At 71.9% G+C, this 16,307-nt stretch carries 14 protein-coding genes; 8 read left to right on the top strand and 6 right to left on the bottom strand.

Translation table 11 applies throughout. From position 1 onward, the window contains the following. Window positions 1-144 precede the first annotated feature (144 nt). Window positions 145-1,368: a cytochrome P450 gene (locus tag OG623_RS23425; RefSeq protein WP_406149013.1), complete on the bottom strand. Its 1,224-nt coding sequence runs from the start codon at window positions 1,366-1,368 to the stop codon at window positions 145-147. 204 nt (window positions 1,369-1,572) lie between these two features. On the opposite strand from OG623_RS23425, the gene OG623_RS23420 reads away from it, so the two are divergent. The 6 genes from OG623_RS23420 to OG623_RS23395 all read left to right on the top strand — a co-directional run bounded on the left by OG623_RS23420 (window position 1,573) and on the right by OG623_RS23395 (window position 8,331). Continuing rightward, the gene (locus OG623_RS23420; protein ID WP_406149011.1) at window positions 1,573-2,694 is read left to right on the top strand and encodes an epoxide hydrolase family protein; all 1,122 of its coding nucleotides are present in this window, start codon (window positions 1,573-1,575) and stop codon (window positions 2,692-2,694) included. Window positions 2,695-2,738: 44 nt separating this feature from the next. Beyond that, window positions 2,739-3,842 (top strand): winged helix DNA-binding domain-containing protein, encoded by a 1,104-nt coding sequence (locus OG623_RS23415; protein WP_406149009.1) that lies wholly within the window; start codon window positions 2,739-2,741, stop codon window positions 3,840-3,842. Between the two features lie 46 nt (window positions 3,843-3,888). Further along, window positions 3,889-5,061 (top strand): GDSL-type esterase/lipase family protein, encoded by a 1,173-nt coding sequence (locus OG623_RS23410; protein WP_406149007.1) that lies wholly within the window; start codon window positions 3,889-3,891, stop codon window positions 5,059-5,061. A gap of 194 nt (window positions 5,062-5,255) precedes the next feature. Continuing rightward, window positions 5,256-6,473: a cytochrome P450 gene (locus OG623_RS23405; RefSeq protein ID WP_406149005.1), complete on the top strand. Its 1,218-nt coding sequence runs from the start codon at window positions 5,256-5,258 to the stop codon at window positions 6,471-6,473. A gap of 42 nt (window positions 6,474-6,515) precedes the next feature. After that, on the top strand, window positions 6,516-7,538 hold the full coding sequence (locus OG623_RS23400; RefSeq protein ID WP_406149004.1) for a zinc-binding dehydrogenase: 1,023 nt from the start codon (window positions 6,516-6,518) through the stop codon (window positions 7,536-7,538). 34 nt (window positions 7,539-7,572) lie between these two features. Further along, window positions 7,573-8,331 carry an SDR family NAD(P)-dependent oxidoreductase gene (locus OG623_RS23395; protein WP_406149002.1) on the top strand — a complete coding sequence of 253 codons (759 nt, stop codon included), beginning with the start codon at window positions 7,573-7,575 and terminating at the stop codon, window positions 8,329-8,331. Window positions 8,332-8,404: 73 nt separating this feature from the next. Here the strand turns inward: OG623_RS23395 and OG623_RS23390 are convergent, their stop codons facing one another. The 4 genes from OG623_RS23390 to OG623_RS23375 form a co-directional block, all read right to left on the bottom strand. After that, the gene (locus tag OG623_RS23390; RefSeq protein WP_406149000.1) at window positions 8,405-9,877 is read right to left on the bottom strand and encodes an FAD-binding oxidoreductase; all 1,473 of its coding nucleotides are present in this window, start codon (window positions 9,875-9,877) and stop codon (window positions 8,405-8,407) included. Between the two features lie 89 nt (window positions 9,878-9,966). Then, window positions 9,967-11,445, bottom strand: coding sequence for an alpha/beta fold hydrolase (locus tag OG623_RS23385; protein WP_406148998.1), 1,479 nt, complete (start codon window positions 11,443-11,445; stop codon window positions 9,967-9,969). Between the two features lie 225 nt (window positions 11,446-11,670). Beyond that, the gene (locus OG623_RS23380; RefSeq protein WP_406148997.1) at window positions 11,671-12,897 is read right to left on the bottom strand and encodes a cytochrome P450; all 1,227 of its coding nucleotides are present in this window, start codon (window positions 12,895-12,897) and stop codon (window positions 11,671-11,673) included. Then, complete coding sequence (locus OG623_RS23375) at window positions 12,894-13,997, bottom strand: hydrolase (RefSeq protein WP_406148996.1); 1,104 nt, start codon at window positions 13,995-13,997, stop codon at window positions 12,894-12,896. Before OG623_RS23375 ends, OG623_RS23380 begins: the two co-directional genes overlap by 4 nt. Before the next feature lie 252 nt (window positions 13,998-14,249). Between OG623_RS23375 and OG623_RS23370 the strand changes: the two genes are divergently transcribed. Beyond that, complete coding sequence (locus tag OG623_RS23370; RefSeq protein ID WP_406148994.1) at window positions 14,250-14,720, top strand: nuclear transport factor 2 family protein; 471 nt, start codon at window positions 14,250-14,252, stop codon at window positions 14,718-14,720. A 25-nt stretch (window positions 14,721-14,745) separates the two neighbouring features. Here the strand turns inward: OG623_RS23370 and OG623_RS23365 are convergent, their stop codons facing one another. Beyond that, window positions 14,746-15,342, bottom strand: a complete 597-nt coding sequence (locus OG623_RS23365) for an NADPH-dependent FMN reductase (RefSeq protein WP_406151969.1) — start codon at window positions 15,340-15,342, stop codon at window positions 14,746-14,748. Window positions 15,343-15,455: 113 nt separating this feature from the next. Here OG623_RS23365 and OG623_RS23360 point away from each other — a divergent pair, with 113 nt between their 5' ends. Beyond that, window positions 15,456-16,295, top strand: coding sequence for a helix-turn-helix domain-containing protein (locus OG623_RS23360; protein WP_406148992.1), 840 nt, complete (start codon window positions 15,456-15,458; stop codon window positions 16,293-16,295). The last annotated feature ends 12 nt before the right edge of the window (window positions 16,296-16,307 follow it).

The following is a 16,307-nucleotide window of genomic DNA, read 5'->3' as shown; positions in this document are numbered from 1 at the left end:
CTCGATGTGCGGGAGCCCCTTCGCGTGTCCCGGTGGCGGAGCAGCTGCCCTCGCGCCCCCGTGCCCCGTGCCCCCGTGCCGGGCAGCGAAAACGCCGGTGACGGGCAGTGGCCCGCCACCGGCGAAGTCGCCGGGCAGAGATGCTCAGAACGTGATGGGGAGCTCCCACACGCCGTAGATGACCGCGCCTTCCTTGGTCCTGATGTCCTGGTAAGGGATGGCCAGTTGGAGGTCGGGGAGCCGGGCGAACAGCTTGGTCCAGACGATCTCCAGCTCCAGCCGGGCGAGGTCCGCCCCGATGCAGTGGTGAAGGCCGTAACCGAAGCCCAGATGCTTGCGGTTGCCGCGCTCCAGGATCAGCTGGTCGGGGTTCTCGTAGATCTCCGGGTCGCGGTTGCCGGTGAACGCGACGCAGAGGATACCGTCCCCCTTGGGGATGGTGACGTCTCCGAGCTCGATGTCGTCCGTCGCGACCCGGGCGATGGCCGCGTCCCCGATGGTGAGGAAGCGGATGACCTCTTCGAGCGCGGTGGGGACCAGCGACGGGTCCTTCTTGATCTTGGCAAGCTCGTCGGGGTGCTCCAGCAGGCAGGCCGTGCCGAGCGAGATCATGCTCGCGGTGGTCTCGTGCCCTCCGTTCATCAGCAGACGGCAGAGGTTGACCAGGTCACGGGTCTCGTACTCCTCACCCGACTGCCGGTACTCCGCGATGGCCCGGCTCAGCAGATCGTCGCCCGGGGTCTTCTCCTTGATGGCGATGAGGTTCTCGAGGTACTTCCCGACCTCGACCATGGCCGCCTGGCGCTGCTCGGTGGAGCTGTCGCCGGCGAGCAGGACCGCGCCGTGCCTCTGGAAGAACTCGTGGTCCTCGTACGGGATTCCCAGCAGCAGGCAGATCACGGTCATCGGGATCGGCAGCGACAGATCGTGGTGCAGATCGGCGGGGGAACCCTTGGCGATCAGCGCGTCGATCGTCTCGTCCACGATCTGCTCGATCTGCGGACGCAGTTTCTGTGTCTGCCGGTTGGTGAAGGTGACGGCCGCCTTGCGGCGCGTCTGGGTGTGCTCCGGCGGGTCGTAGCCGATGAACGAGGTCTCGGTCCTGAACACCTCGGGAATCGGGAAGTAGAAGGGGAAGTTCTCGGCCCTGCGGGACGAGCTCACCCGGGGGTCGAGCAACAGCTGGCGTATGTTGTCGTAGCCGGTGACCAGCCAGGCATCCCGGCCCGTGGCCAGCCTCGTCTTGGCGATGGGCCGCTCCGACGCCAATTCCGTGTACTGCTCCGGAGGCGAGAACGGGCACTTGCGGTCCCACGGAAACGGCTTGTCGAGTCCGTCCGTACCGGCCTCGGTGGAGCTTGTCGTCATGGCAGTTCCTCCTCGTAGTTCCGCGAGCAGGCTGACACCGCGTCCTGGAAGGGGGGCGGAAAGATGGTCGAGCGCCGGACATCGCGACGCCACGGGCCCTCCACCGCGGCCGCCCCGCCCGACCGCGGCTCCAGCGCAGCTGCAGCGGCCCGCATTACGGTGCCTCCACCGAACACAGGCGCAGCGCGTCAGGAGGAACGCCGCATGAGTGAGGCAGTCACGCCCTTCCGCGTGGAGATACCGGAGGCGGATCTCGTCGATCTGAAAGAGCGGCTGTCCAGGACCCGCTGGCCGGAGGCCGAGACGGTGGACGACTGGTCGCAGGGCGTCCCGCTGGCGTACGCGAAGGAGCTGTGCGAGTACTGGCGCACCGCGTACGACTGGCGCGCCACCGAGGCCCGGCTGAACGGGGTGCCGCAGTTCCGCACCGAGATCGACGGTCTTGGCATCCACTTCCTGCACGTCCGCTCGCCGCACCCGAATGCCCTGCCGCTGCTCATCACCCATGGCTGGCCGGGGTCCGTGGTCGAGTTCCTGGATCTGGTCGGACCGCTCACCGACCCCGACGACCCGGCCGACGCGTTCCACGTCGTCTGCCCCTCGCTGCCCGGGTACGGCTTCAGCGACAAGCCGGCGTCCCCCGGCTGGACCGCGGAGCGGATCGCGGCCTCCTGGGCGGAGCTGATGTCCCGTCTCGGCTACGACCGGTTCGCGGCGCACGGCGTGGACTGGGGCTCCTTCATCACCGGCATCATCGGCGAGACCTTCCCCGACCGGCTGGCCGGGCTCTATCTGGCCATGCCGTTCGCCCGGCCTCCCCAGGAGCAGGTGGAGCTGTCGGAGCGGGACCTCGCGGGTCTCGCCGCGCTCAAGGAGTTCCAGCAGAACGAGGGCGGCTACTCCGTCATCCAGACCACCCGGCCGCAGACACTGGGATACGGGCTGACCGACTCCCCCGCCGGGCAGCTGGCCTGGATGGCCGAGAAGTACTGGGCGTGGAGCGACCACGGCGGTGATCTGGAGAAGGCGTTCTCCCGGGACCGGCTGCTGGACGCGGTGTCCGTGGGCTGGTTCGCCGCGACGGCGGCGTCCTCGGGCCGGCTGTACTGGGAGAGCCAGAACAAGATGGCCCTGGGCCCCGTGTCCGTGCCGACCGGGATCTCCATCTTCCCCAAGGACGGCCGGATGCCGAAGCCCTGGATCGAACGCCGCTTCACCGATCTGCGCAGCTGGACGGAGCACGACTACGGTGGCCACTTCCCGGCCATGGAGCAGCCGGAGACACTCGCGACCGAGCTACGCACCTTCTTCCGGCCGTTGCGCTGATCTCACCGCACCGGGCCGGGGCCGAACAAGGAGAACACCCAGGCATGACGGCCACACCCGTGCTGACCCCCCGGGCACTGGGCCGGGCCCTGCTCGCCCGGCAGTTCCTGCTGGACCGCGCCGAGCTGCCCGCCGAGGACGCGGTGACCCATCTCGTGGGGATGCAGGCCCAGGCACCGTACGCACCGTACTTCGGGCTGTGGACACGGCTGCGGGGCTTCCGCGTCGAGCATCTGGTCGACGCCCTGAACGAGCGACGGCTGCTGCGCATCGGTCTGATGCGCAGCACCATCCACCTGGTGACCCCGGACGACTGCGCGGAGCTGCGCCCCTGGGTGCAACCGGCACTCGACCGCGAGCTGAACACCGCCTTCCGCAAGCAGACCGAGGGGCTGGACCGGGACGAGGTGGCCGCATACGGCCGGGAGGTGCTGAAGGACCGGGCGCTCAGCACCAAGGAGCTGGGCGAGCTGCTGCACCAGCGGTGGCCGGACCGCGAGCCCCGGGCGCTCACCTATGTGGTCCGCAACCGGGTGCCTCTCGTGCAGGTGCCGCCGCGCGGCATCTGGGGGGTCGGCGGGCTCACCCGGTATGCCACCGTCGAGGACTGGACCGGCCACACTCCGGTCGCCGAACCGGATCCGGCGGCTCTGGTGCTGCGCTATCTCGCGGCGTTCGGCCCCGCCTCGGTGCGGGACGTGCAGACCTGGGCCGGCCTGGTGCGGCTGAAGGCGGTGCTGGAGGAGCTGCGTCCGCGGCTGGTGACCTTCCGCGACGAGAGCGGCGTCGAGCTGTTCGACCTGCCCGACGCGCCCCGCCCCGCCGAGGACACCCCCGCGCCCGTACGCTTCCTGCCCGAGTACGACAACCTGCTGGCCTCGCACGCGGACCGCACCCGCGTCGTCTCCGACGAGCACCGCAAGCTGATCATGACGCGCAACGGCATGCTCGCCACGTTCCTCGTCGACGGACGTGTGAGCGGCACCTGGCGGATCAGCCGCGAGCGCGATACGGCGACGCTGTTCGTCGAACCCTTCGGGAAGCTCTCCAAGAAGCATCTGTCGGCGGTGGCGGCGGAGGGTCGCCGGCTGCTGGGCTTCGCCGCAAGCGACGCCGCCGTGCGTGAGTGCGTCCTGCCGCCGGCCTGACCAGCCGGCACTCCCCCGTCCCGCACCCCCATGTGGAGGCCTTGCCATGAGCGAACTCACCGCCGTTCCCCTCGTCGACGGGCCGGTCGTCCTTCGCGGAGCCCTGGAGCTCGAACGCACCGCCTCAGGCCTGCTGCCGCAACGGTTACCGGCCCGGGCCCGCGCTCAACTCGCCGACCCCCACTTCCAGATGGTCGCCCAACAGCCCGTCGGCGTGCGGCTGGCCCTCCGCACGGCGGCCACCGTGCTGGAGCTGGATGTCCTGGCCACGAAGACGGTGCTGCTCGGTGACGCGTTCCCCGACGGCGCGTACGAGCTCTTCGTGGACGGCGAGCATGTCGCCCAGGCCCGGGTGAGCCGCGGCAACCGGCTGCGTCTTGACCCCTTCCGCAGCGAGGCCGAGCTGGTGCCGGGCGAGACCGACACCGTGCGGTTCGGTGGCCTGCCCGCAGGCGAGAAGGAGCTCGAACTGTGGCTTCCGCAGGCGGAGATCACCGAGCTGGTCGCGCTGCGCACCGACGCCCCCGTGTTCCCGCCGGCCCCGGACGAGCGCCCGGTGTGGCTGCACCACGGCAGCTCCATCAGCCATGGCGCCGACCTGCTGGGCCCGCTGGTGGCCTGGCCCTCCGTCGCCGCGCTGACGGCCGGGGTGCGGCTGGTCAATCTCTCCATGGCCGGGCACTGTGTGATCGACCAGTTCACCGCCCGTACGATCCGGGACACTCCGGCCGATGCGATCAGTCTGAAGCTCGGCATCAATGTCGTCGGTACGGACTCGATGCGGCTGCGCGCCTTCGGCCCCGCCGTGCACGGTTTTCTGGACACCGTGCGCGATGGGCACCCGGACACGCCGCTGCTGGTCGTCTCGCCGATTCTGTGCCCGGAGGCCGAGGAGCGGCCGGGGCCGATGCTGCCCGATCCGGCGGCGGAATCCTTCGCCTTCCGGGCCCTGGGGAACCCCGAGGAGATCCCGGCGGGGCGATTGACCCTGCGCACGGTCCGCGCCGAGCTGCGGCGCATCGTCGCCGAGCGCGCCGCCGACGACCCGCATCTGCACTATCTGGACGGCCTCGCGCTGTACGGCGAGAAGGACGCGGCGGAACTGCCGCTGCCCGACGCCCTCCACCCCGACGCGGCGGCCCACCGCCGCATCGGTGAGCGCTTCGTCGCCGCGGCCTTCGGGCCCGGCGGGCCGCTTCGGCCGCGAGGCGGCGCGTAGGGGCAGTCCCGTGGGGCGACCCGGGACGTGTACGGGGTCTCGAGCGTAAGGCGACCTCGCTTCCAGCACAGGGGCCTAGCGTCCTACCGGACCGCGGGCCCCCGTGGCCCCCGGCCCGCCCCCCCCTGGCCTTCGGCATCGGGAACCCCTGGCACCCCATGGCAACCCCTGGCCAACAACTCGGAGGTAACACCGTGCCCGATCTTCCGGAGCCGTCGGGTTTCCCCTTCCCCGGCTCGTCCTACCGCGGCCCCGACCCCCGGTTCACGCGTCTGCGCGCCGAGCGGCCCGTCGTCCGGGTCCAGGTGGCGGGGGGCGGGCACGCCTGGCTGGTGACCCGGCACGCCGACATCCGGGCCGTGCTGGAGGACAACGACCGGTTCAGCCGGGCGGCCGTGTACGGGCCGGAGGCGCCGAAGTTCGAGGGCCTCTTCCAGGCGCCGCCGGGAATGATCATCTCCGTGGACCCGCCGGACCACACCCGGCTGCGCGGCCTCGCGGAGCAGGCGTTCAGCGCGGACCGGATCGCGGGCATGCGGCCACGGGTGCGGGAGCTGGCGGACGGGCTGCTGGACGAGGTGGCCGCGAAGGGTTCCCCCGCCGATCTGCTCGGCTCCTTCGCCACCCCGTTGGCCCTCACCGTGATCTGCGAACTGCTCGGTGTTCCCCTGGCCGACCGTGAGCTCTTCCACACCTGGGTACGGCAGTTCGCCGCCGTCGGCGGCCCCGAGGAAGAGGCCGTCGCGGCGCGGGAGCAGCTGGCGGTGTACATCGGCGGGCTGGTCGCCGACAAGCGGCGGGAGCCGTCCGACGACGTACTCTCCGCGCTGATCGCGGCGCGCGGCGGAGAGGGCGAGGACGGGCTCACCGAGCAGGAGCTGGTGGTCTTCGGCTACACGCTGCTCGGCGCGGGTTTCGACTCCACCGCGAGCCAGATCGCCAACTCCGTACTGGCGCTGATCGCCGGCCGCCCCGACACCTGGCGCTCGCTCGGCAGCCGCCCCGAACTGATCCCCGGCACCGTCGAGGAACTGCTGCGCGGTGTCAACCTGTTCGCCACGGACACCTCGGGCCTGCCGCGCATCGCCATCGAGGACGTGACAGTCGGAGGGACGACCATCCCGGCGGGCGACGCGGTCTTCCTGGCCTTCGCCTCGGGCAACAGGGACGAGAGCGTCTTCGCCGACCCCGAGTCCCTCGACTTCGAGCGCTCCCCCAACCCCCATCTCGCCTTCGGCCACGGCGTCCACCGCTGTCTCGGCGCACAGCTGGCCCGCCTGGAGCTGTCGGTCGCGCTCGAAGCCCTCACCCGGCGCTTTCCGGGGCTGCGCCTCGGCGTGCCCGAGAGCGGACTGCGCTGGCGGACCGGCGATGTGAACCTCAGCCTGCTGGCCCTCCCCGTCGTCTGGTGACCCCTTTCCCCATTCTTCCAAGTCCTCCCCAAGGAGCAGTCCATGACCTATGAGGCCCTGCCCCCGATGAGCCGGGAGCTGCATCTCGCGGCCTACCCGGACGACGAGGTGACCCCCGAGCACTTCCGTCTCACGGAGACCGAGCTGAGCGATCCGGACGACGGCAAGGTGGTCGTACGCAACCTCTGGATGTCCCTCGGTGCCGTGTACCGGGACCAGATGATCCCCGACACCGACCTGCCGATTCCGGTGTTCCGCCCGGGGCAGCCCATGTGGGGCCGCACCGTGGGCACCGTCGTACGGTCCAACAGCCCTGAGCTGGCCGTCGGCGACCTGGTGGAGCACTTCTACGGCTGGCGGGAGTACGCCACCGGGTATGCCCAGGAGTTCTTCAGGCGGGATGCCGGACTGCTGCCGGCGCCCGAGTACTTCCTGGCCCAGGGGCCCACCGCGTGGCGCGGCATGGTCGACATGGCCGAGGTCGGCGAGGGTGACACGGTGTTCGTGTCCGGGGCGACGAGCGGTGTCGGCTCGCTCGCCGGTCAGCTCGCGAAGCTGCGGGGCGCGAAGCGGGTGATCGGCAGCACCGGTTCCAAGGCGAAGATCGGCTACCTGGTCGACGAGCTGGGCTTCGACGCGGCCTTCGACTACCACGACGGTCCGGTCGTCGACCGGCTCATGGAGCTGGCCCCGGACGGCATCGACGTCTTCTTCGACAACGTCGGCGGCGACCAGTTCGAGGCTGCGGTGGCCGCGGCGGCGCGCGGCGCCAGGTTCGCGCTCTGCGGAGCGCTGGCCGGCCAGTTGGGCGACGATGCGGGCGGCAGGCCGCGGCTGGACCTGATGACGGCGTACCCCAAGGAACTGGTGCTGCGCCCGTTCGCGACGCTGCACTCCCCGGACCAGATCGCCGACTGGAACGAGCACTTCGGCCGCTGGCTGCGGGAGGAGCGGATCGTCTTCCCGCACACCGCGGTCGAGGGCGGCATACCCGCTCTCGCCGAGAACTTCATCGCGCTGCTGAACCGCCGGTACAGCGGCACCGTCGTAGCCCGGCTGACCTGAGACCGGCCGGTCCTGACCCCAGAGAGGAACCTGCATGTCGGACAAGCCTTTTGCCGGCCAGACCGTGGTGGTGACCGGTGGCGGCACCGGAATAGGCCGCGGCACCGCGCTGGCCTTCGCGGAGCTGGGCGCGGACACGGTGATCGTCACCGGTCGCCGGCCCGACCGTCTGAACGAGGTCGCGGCGCTGCACCCCGCCGTGGTTCCGGTGGCCGCCGATGTCACCGGGACCGCGGGGGCCGATGCCGTCGCCGCGGCGGTGGACGAGCGCGGCGGCGCGCTGGACGTCCTGGTGCACAACGCGGGCGTCTTCCGGTTCAGCCCGCTGGAACACCTGGACCCGGCGACGGTGCGCGAGGTGGTGGACATCAACCTGGTCGGCCCCGTTCTGCTGACCGGCCGGCTGCTGCCGCTGCTGCGTTCGCCCGGCGGCTCCGTCGTGCTCGTGTCCAGCCGGGCGGGCCACAACCCCACCCCGGGAGGCTCGGTGTACGCGGGCAGCAAGGCCGCAGCGCACAGCTTCACCCGCAGCTGGGCGGCGGAGCTGGCTCCCCGGGGCATCCGGGTCAACGCCGTCGCGCCCGGCTTCGTCCGCACCGAGGCGTACCTCGCCAACGGGCTGGCGCCCGAACAGGTGGAGGGCCTCTTCGAGCACGCGAAGGGTGATATTCCGCTCGGCCGGGTCGGTGAGGTCGACGACATCGTCCCGTGGATCACCCGGCTCGCGGAGCCCACGAGCGACCTGGTGACGGGCCAGATCATCACCCTCGACGGCGGTATGGATCTCGGCTGATCCCGACCGCCGCGCGGAAAACAGCAGGGGCGCCCCGGTTCCGGGGCGCCCCTCTGCGCCGTGCGGGGCGCGGTCAGGCCGGAGGGATGTTGTGGTTGACCCGGAACAGGTTCGACGGATCGCAGGCGCGCTTGAGCCTCCTGAGGCGGGCGTAGTCGGCGGCGCTGTAGGCGGCGCGCACCTTCGCCGTGGTGTCGTCGGCATGGCCGAGGAAGTTGGGGAAGGCCCCGCCGGTGAGGGCCGGCCGGAGGCCGTTCATCAGCCGCTGCTGCGTCCGACGTGTCGCGTCGGCGGCCTCGGGGTCCGCCGGGTTGGCGAGATAGAGCGTGAAGGCCGCGTCGCGCAGTCCGATGGCGTTGGGCACCGGGGCGGGCCGGCCCAGCGCGCCGCCGAGATGCCGGATGGAGACGACGCCGGTCGGCAGAGTGGCCCCGGGGCCGGCCATGTCCAGCAGCAGGTCCGCCGTCGACGCGTCCAAGGTGCGCACCAGTCCGGTGCGCTCGTGGATGGGCAGGCTCGTCGGCCCTTCGGTGAACATGGCCGCGAACTCCGCGTACGGCCGCTCGCCCACGGTGTCCATGAACGGGCCGAGCGCCCGCAGCGGCCTGACCAGCTCGTCGCCATCGGCGGCGGAGCCGAGATGGCCGAGGGCGATGCTCACGATGAACTGGCCGCGCAGCGGCGGCGGCAGGGCCGGGTCGTCGGGCAGCCTCAGGAACTGGAAGGAGCTGGTGGTGGCCTCGGTGAGGGAGCCGGTCCACGCGCGATAGGCGTCGAGTACGGCGGCTGCCTTGGCGCCGGGGAAGTTGAGGACGCCTCCGTGGACGCGCGCGACCGGGAACAGCTCGATGTCGGCCGATGTGACGACGCCGAAGTTGCTCTTGGCGCCGCGCGCCCCCCAGAACAACTCGCGGTTCCGGGTCGGCGAGGCGGTGCGGATGCGGCCGTCCGGGGTGACGATGCGCAGCGAGCGCACCCGGTCGGCGGCGTACCCGTACCGGCGGCCCAGCAGTCCGAGGCCTCCGCCGAGGGTGTAGCCGACGGCTCCGACGTCGACCGAGGAGCCGCTCAGCGCCGCGAGGCCGTAAGGGGCGATGGCGTCCACCACGGGGCCCCAGCGCAGGCCCGCCTCGATCCGGGCGGTACGGGCCGCCGGGTCGACGTGGACGCCGGTCAGCTTGCGGGTGTTGATGAGGAGCGCGCCGTCGGCCGCGACACCGATGCCGTGTCCGGTCGCCTGGACGGCGATCGGCCAGCCGCGGTACCGGGCGTACCGCACGGCCTCGGCGGTCTCGGCGGCGTCGGCCGGCAGCGCGACGGCCTTCGGGCGGTGCCGGACGATCGGGTTGAAGCCCGAGCACTCGGCGTCGAAGCCCGGGTCGCCCGGCCGGAGCAGCGCGGGCCCCGTCTCCTCCCGCGCGGCGGCACGGGCGGAGGGGACGGCCCCGCCACCGAGGGCCGTAAGGGCCGTCGGGCCCCCCACGGCCGCTATCAGGCCCACGCCTGCGTATCTGATGAGCGCACGTCTGTCGAGCTGCTCCGGCATGCCTCTCCCCTGCTCTTTCGACGGTGTGGTCGCCCGTCAGTACACAGGGGAGCGCATCCAGGACGGTGGAGCGCGTCTGGAGCGCCCGATCAGTCGGCGGGGACGGGCGGGCGGGCGGCCACGCCGGGGACCGAGAGATGCTCCGGCGGCAGGTCGCCGTCCACCAGATAGCGGTGCACCGGACCGTCGACGTGGCGGTTGCCGCCCAGCACGTACACCTCGTGCTCGCCGGAGTCCTCGACCGTGATCAGGCGGTGCCCCAGCCGCTCGGCCATCGCGACACCGCCCGCGTAGTGGTCCATCGGGTCGCCGTCCGCCTGGACGACCAGCCCCACGGGGTAGCCGGCCCTCTCGACGGCACAGGGCTTCTCGGGGGCGGTGAACGTACGGAAGGCCCCGACCCACGGCTGCGCCCGCAGGACTCCGTATCCGTACGGGAACCGGCGGCGGAAGTCCCGCATGTCGCGGTAGTAGCCCTCGAGGTCGTCGGGCCAGTCGTGCTCCAGCGTGATGGCCTCCAGCACGCCGGTGCGCAGCGAGCCCTCGGAGTCCGAAGGACGCCAGGTGCCCTGGTCGGCCAGCAGCGCCCGGGCCTTCTCCCCGTCGTCCGCGTCGACGGCGGTGCGCAGTTCGCCGACGAGGACGCCGAGTTCGGCCCACTGGGAGCGGTCCGCGGACCGGGTGCCGACGGCGCCGTCGAGCAGCGTGCGCACCTGGGGTCCGTCGCCGACCCGGTCCAGTCCGGCGACGACCTGCTCGACCGTGGCGAGGACCGCGTCCGCGGTGTCGCCGAGGCCGAAGTGGCCGTGCCGTTCGGCGGTCCAGCCGGCCCAGCGCTCGACGTTCCGCCGCGTCGCGTCGCCCTGCTGGAGGAACTGCTCGCGCCAGGTCCACCCGGGGTGCACACAGGAGTCGAGGACGCTGCGGTCGAGCCGCTCGGGGAACATGCTGCCGTAGACGGCGCCGACGTACGCCCCGTAGGCGTAGCCGACGAAGTTGATCCGCTCCTCGCCGAGGACGGCCCGGATCAGGTCCATGTCCCGGACGGTGTTGCGGGTGCTGATGTGCCGGCGCAGTTCGCCGCCCGCGCGTGCGCAGCCCAGTTCGCGCAGGCGCATGTCCTCGGCGAGCATCTCGAAGGCCGAGTCCGGTGGCCGGGAGTCGAACGGCGCTTTCTGCGGGACGACTTCGGCGAACAGCGGGGTGGACGCGCCGGTGCCGCGCGGGTCGAAGCCGATCAGGTCGTACGCCTCGTGCACGGGCGTGCCCGCGAACCGGGCCGGCATCTCGCGGCCCAGGCCCCAGTCACCGCCGGGGCCGCCGTTGACGAACAGCAGGATGCCGCGCCGCTTGGCCGGGTCGGTGGCCCGCAGCCGGCTGAGGGCGAGGGTGAGCCGCTCTCCGGCGGGGTCCGCGTAGTCGCGCGGGACCTCGATCGTCGTGTATTCGGGCGCCGGGCCGTCCGGGGACGCCTGCCCCGGGTCCCCCGCGTCCGCCGACCACCGAGGGGCCTGGGAGCGGAACGCCCGCAGTACGTCGGATGTCGCCTCTGGGTGCTTGACCGTCACCGTGAAACCTCCACATATCCTCGGGGACACCAGACTCTTAGCTCCGGCTCGAGCGTCCCTGGACCGCTCCCTGACCCCGGCTCACCTTGAGCGGGGCGTAGGCGTCGCTCGCGGCGATGCCATGAAGGCGGCGTACGACCGCGTCAGCTCGCCCGGGAGCCTGTCAGGTGTTCACCGGCCCGCGGCCGGTGAACACCTGACAGGCTCCGAGTGTCTTCTCCTCGGTCAGCCCCAGCGCACGGGCAGCGCGAGGAGGTTGTGGTTGACATCTCCTGGCTGCCAGCGCAGCTCGCTCTCCGGGACGTCCAGACGCAGATCGGAGAAGCGCCGCGTCAGGGCCTCGATGGCGATGCGCAGCTCCAGCCGGGCCAGGGGAGCGCCCAGGCAGTGGTGGATGCCGTGCCCGAAGGTGATGTGTCTGTTGTCCTCGCGGGTGAAGTCGAGGCGTTCGGCATGGGGGAAGACGGACGCGTCCCGGTTGGCGGACGACAGGATGACGAAGACCGGCTCGCCCCGGGGGATGGTCACCCCGCCGATCGTCACATCCCGCAGTGCGAGCCGCGGGAAGCCGGAGGTGTCCGTGCCGAACAGATTGACCCCGCGCAGCAGCTCCTCGACCGTGCCCGGAACCTCCTGCGGGTGCTCGCCCAGTCGGCGCCACTGCTCCGGGTGGTACTCGACCAGCGACAGCACGGAGTTGGCGAGCTGGCAGGCCGTGGTGTCGAAGCCGGCGCCCAGCAGTGCGTAGCCGAAGACCACCAGCTCCTGTTCGCTGAGCCGGTCGTCCTCGTCGCGCGCCGCGATCAGCGCCGACAGCAGGTCGTCGGCCGGCGCCTCGCGCTTCAGCCCGATCATCCGGCCCATGTACATGCCGAGTTGGGCCGCACCTTCCTGGGCCTGCGCGGGGTCGGACACCATGGCGAACTGCCGCGCCCAGACGTGGAACCGCGCCCGGTCCTCCACCGGCACCCCGAGCAGCTCGCAGATGACCGTGAGCGGCAGGGGCGAGGTGAACCGCTCCACCAGGTCGGCCGGGGATCCCTTGCCCGCCATCTCGTCGAGCAGCTCGTCCACGATCTCCTGGATGCGCGGCCTCATCTGCTCGATCCGGCGCACGGTGAACGCCTTGGTCACCAGCTTGCGCAGCCGGGTGTGCTCCGGCGGGTCCATCGAGGCGATCATCTCCGGCGGGGCCTTGAGGAACCCGGGGAACTCCGGGGCGCCGGGGCCTGATATCGCCGCCCGGCTGAGCCCCGGCTCCACCAGGGCCTCGCGCGCCTCCGCGTAGCCGGTCACCACCCAGGTGTGCCCGCCGCCGGCCACCGGGACGCGGGCGACCGGCTCCGTCGTGCGCAGCCGGTCGTAGCCGGGGGCGGAGCTTCGGTAGCTGGAGCCGGGGAACGGGAAGGCCTCCCTCGCGGCGCTCCCGCTCCCCGTCGCGGCCGTGGTCATGCCGCCACCTCCGGCCCGAGCAGGGCCGCCGCGTAGTTCTTACGGGCGGCCGTCTCGTACTTGAGCGCGACATGGCTGGCCGCAGAGGTGACGTCCCGCCAGAAGCGCTGCAGATCCAGGGACTCGGACAGCCCGCTGGAGCCGCCCGCGGTCACCAGCAGCCCCACGGCCTCGACGAGTATCTCGGCGGCGAACGTGGCGTTGCGCTCGTTGCGCGCCATCAGCTCGGGGGTGAACCGCCGTCCGTCGATGACCTCGGCGTTCTCCGCGACCAGGTGTCGCGCCGCGTCGATCCGTCCCGAGGCCCGTACGAGCAGCAGCTCGGTCTCGGGGGTGCGACGCTTGCCGGCCAGGGCCCGTACACAGGCGTCCAGCGCGCCGGCGGCCGCTCCGATCACCGGCCCGATGAAGGTGAGCCCGCCCACGGCCTGGAACGGCACATTGTGCGCGGCAGCGTCGGAGCCCTGGTTGCGCCCGGTCAGCATGTCCGCACGGGGGAAGGACAGATGCTCCGGAACCGGCTGCCCCTCCACGGCCACGGTGTGGCTTCCGGTGGCACGCATACCGATGCTGTCCCAGGTCTTGTCGACGGTGTACGCACCGCGGGGCACCGCGAAGAACCGCAGCTCCGGCGGCCCTTCGGGGGCGGGCACCGCCGCGCACAGCAGCAGCCAGTCCGCGAAGTCGACGCCGCTGACGTAATTCCACTTCCCGCTCAGCAGCCAGCCGTCCTCCGTCTTCCGGGCGCGCCCGGCCGGCATCAGAGCCGTCGCCACGACGGCGTCCGGGGAGTCGCCCCAGATGGCCTCGTGCCCCTTCTGCGGCAGATGGGCGGCGAAGCGGGCCGAGTAGGCGGACAGCGCCGCGCACCAGGCGGTGGCCGGGCAGCTCTCCCCCACAGTGACAATGGCCCGGGTCAGCTCCGCGAACGAGCCATCGGTTCCGCCGAGTCCACGGGCGACGAAGTGCCGGGCGAACCCGGCCTCCCGTATCGCCGCGACGACCTCGGGGGCGAGTTCGCGCGTCCGGTCCGCCTCAGCCGCGTGCTGGGCCGCGAGGATGCGCACCTTCTCCGCTGCCGCTTCCAGTCCGCTGTCCACTCGTATTTCGGTAGGCACCCTCATGACCTCCTGCGACAAGAGCCTCCACATGGCCCCGTCAGCGTGCTGCCGGGTGCTCGAAGACCGCTCCATCGCTGCTGGACCTCCCGGCCGGGCGGCCCCTGGACCGCCGGGCCGGGCCGTTCCGGGGAGGGGCGGCCGTGCGGTCGAGTCTGCCCCGACGGCGCGTCGAGCCGGGCGCGCGAGCCTGGCGGAGGCCCGCCCGCCACCCACCACCAGGAGGAGTCCGCCGTGTCACTACCGCAGCACACCGCCCCACCCCGCATCTCCGCCGACCTCTACGTGGAGATCCAGAGCTTCTACGCCCACCAGATGCCGCTCCTGGAGGACCGGAAGGTCGAGGAGTTCGCCCACACCTTCACCGAGGACGGCGTCTACGCACACGCCAAGGACGGCTGGGAGCTGGTGGGCCGTCAGAGCCTCGTTTCGGAGATCCGGGCCGGGGTCTCGCACTACGGGGTGAAGGTCTTCCGGCACTGGTTCGACAAGATGGTGGTCCGGGTCGTCGACGGGACGACGTACCGGGTGACGTTCCGGTCCCTGGTCAGCGTCACCGACGAGTCCGGTCACGTCACGTTCGAGCCGAGCGCCACCATCGAAGACGTACTGGTCCGCCGCGGCGACCGGCTGCTCACCCGGTCCCGGGTCGTACGGCACGACATTCCGGACCCCGCCGGATACTGGTCCGAGCGGCTCGGCTGAGAACGCCTCCACCGCACCGGGCCGGTCACGCCGGATACGGATTCGCCTCCCGCGCCGTCCGCAGGGCCCCCGCCCACCAGGCCAGCTGCTCCAGCAGCGTCCTGGCGTACCCGGGGGCCCCGGGGTCGAGGGGCCGGCCGTCCTCCCACGCCGTGTAGTAGTCCGGGAAGGCGAGGCCGTCCCGGATCGTCACGGCGTGCAGTTCGGTCAGCACGTTCTCCAGGTGCAGCACCGCGTGCCGGCCACCCGCCGCCCCTCCGTAGCTGACGAACGCGACGGGCTTGGCCGTCCACTGGGTGAAGTGCCAGTCGATGGCCGCCTTCAGGGACGCGGGGTAGCTGTGGTTGTACTCCGGCGAGATCACGACGAACGCGTCGGCGCCCTCCAGCGCGGACGTCAGCGGCGCCATCCCGGCCGGGCGGGGGTAGTCGTCCCCCGCGTACTTCGGCGAGGCGGCGGGGAGCTCCAACGGGATGTCGACATCGGCCAGATCGACGACGTCCACGTCGAAAGCGCCGTGCTCACCGGCCTGTTCGGCGACCCAGGAGGCCACGACCGGGCCGAACCGTCCCTCGCGGACGCTTCCGACGAGGATCGCCAGCTTGTACGTGTTGTTGTCCATACGCACCACCGTCGGCCAGGACCGGGGCTCCAGCCAGACCGTGCCCAGGCTGGCCCCCACAGGGCCACGCTGAGCGCTCGGCGGCCGGGGGGCGACCGCCATATCCTCCAAGCATGGGGACGCCGTTGGGAGATTTCATCCGGGCCAAGCGCGACAGTATCCAGCCGCGGTCGCTGGGCCTGCCGGACCACGGCCGCCGCAGGGCGCCGGGGCTGCGGCGCTCGGATCTCGCCGGGCGTGCCGGTATCAGCGTGGAGTATCTGACCCGCCTGGAACAGGGCCGTGACCGCAACCCCTCCGTCACGGTGGTCAACGCGATCGCCGACGCGCTCAGCCTCGACTCGTCCGAGCGCGACCATCTGCGCCACCTCACGAAGATCACCGGCGGTGAGTGCACCGCGCACACCCGGCCCGCCCCACCGCCGCGCGAGCTCCGCCCCCCGGTCCTGGAGACGCTCGGCCTCCTCGAACCCGGCATAGCGATGGTGACCAACCGGCTGGGCGACATCCTGGCCCGTACCAGCGCGTACGAGGCGGTGACGAGCGGGACCGGGCTGCTCGACGGCGACGCCCCGAACCTCACCCGCTACGTCTTCACCGACCCCCGCGCCCGGACGTTCTTCGCCGACTGGGACGCCGTCGCGGACGAGCAGGCATTCGACCTGTGGCTCGGGCCCTCCATCGAGGACTTCGAGTGGTTCACCGCGGAGCTCGCCTCCGCCGCCGGCCCCGACTTCACCCGCCGTACGAACCGTCATGAGGTACCGCGGCGCGGGGTCCTGCGCCTCGACCACCCCTCCGGGTACGGGCTCCGGCTGCGCCGCGAGACGCTCGACCTCTCCTCGGACTCCCAGCAGCTGGTCGTCCTCCTCCCGGCGGACGAGGCGACGGCACAGGCCGTGGACCGGCTCCGCGGTCTGCCGCCGCACGGCCGCCTCCGGGCCATCTCGTAGCACCGGCACACC

The sequence above is a fragment of the Streptomyces sp. NBC_01012 genome (assembly GCF_045162755.1).
Classification (GTDB): Bacteria; Actinomycetota; Actinomycetes; order Streptomycetales; family Streptomycetaceae; genus Streptomyces.
This window is presented reverse-complemented; position numbering and strand designations above follow the sequence as displayed.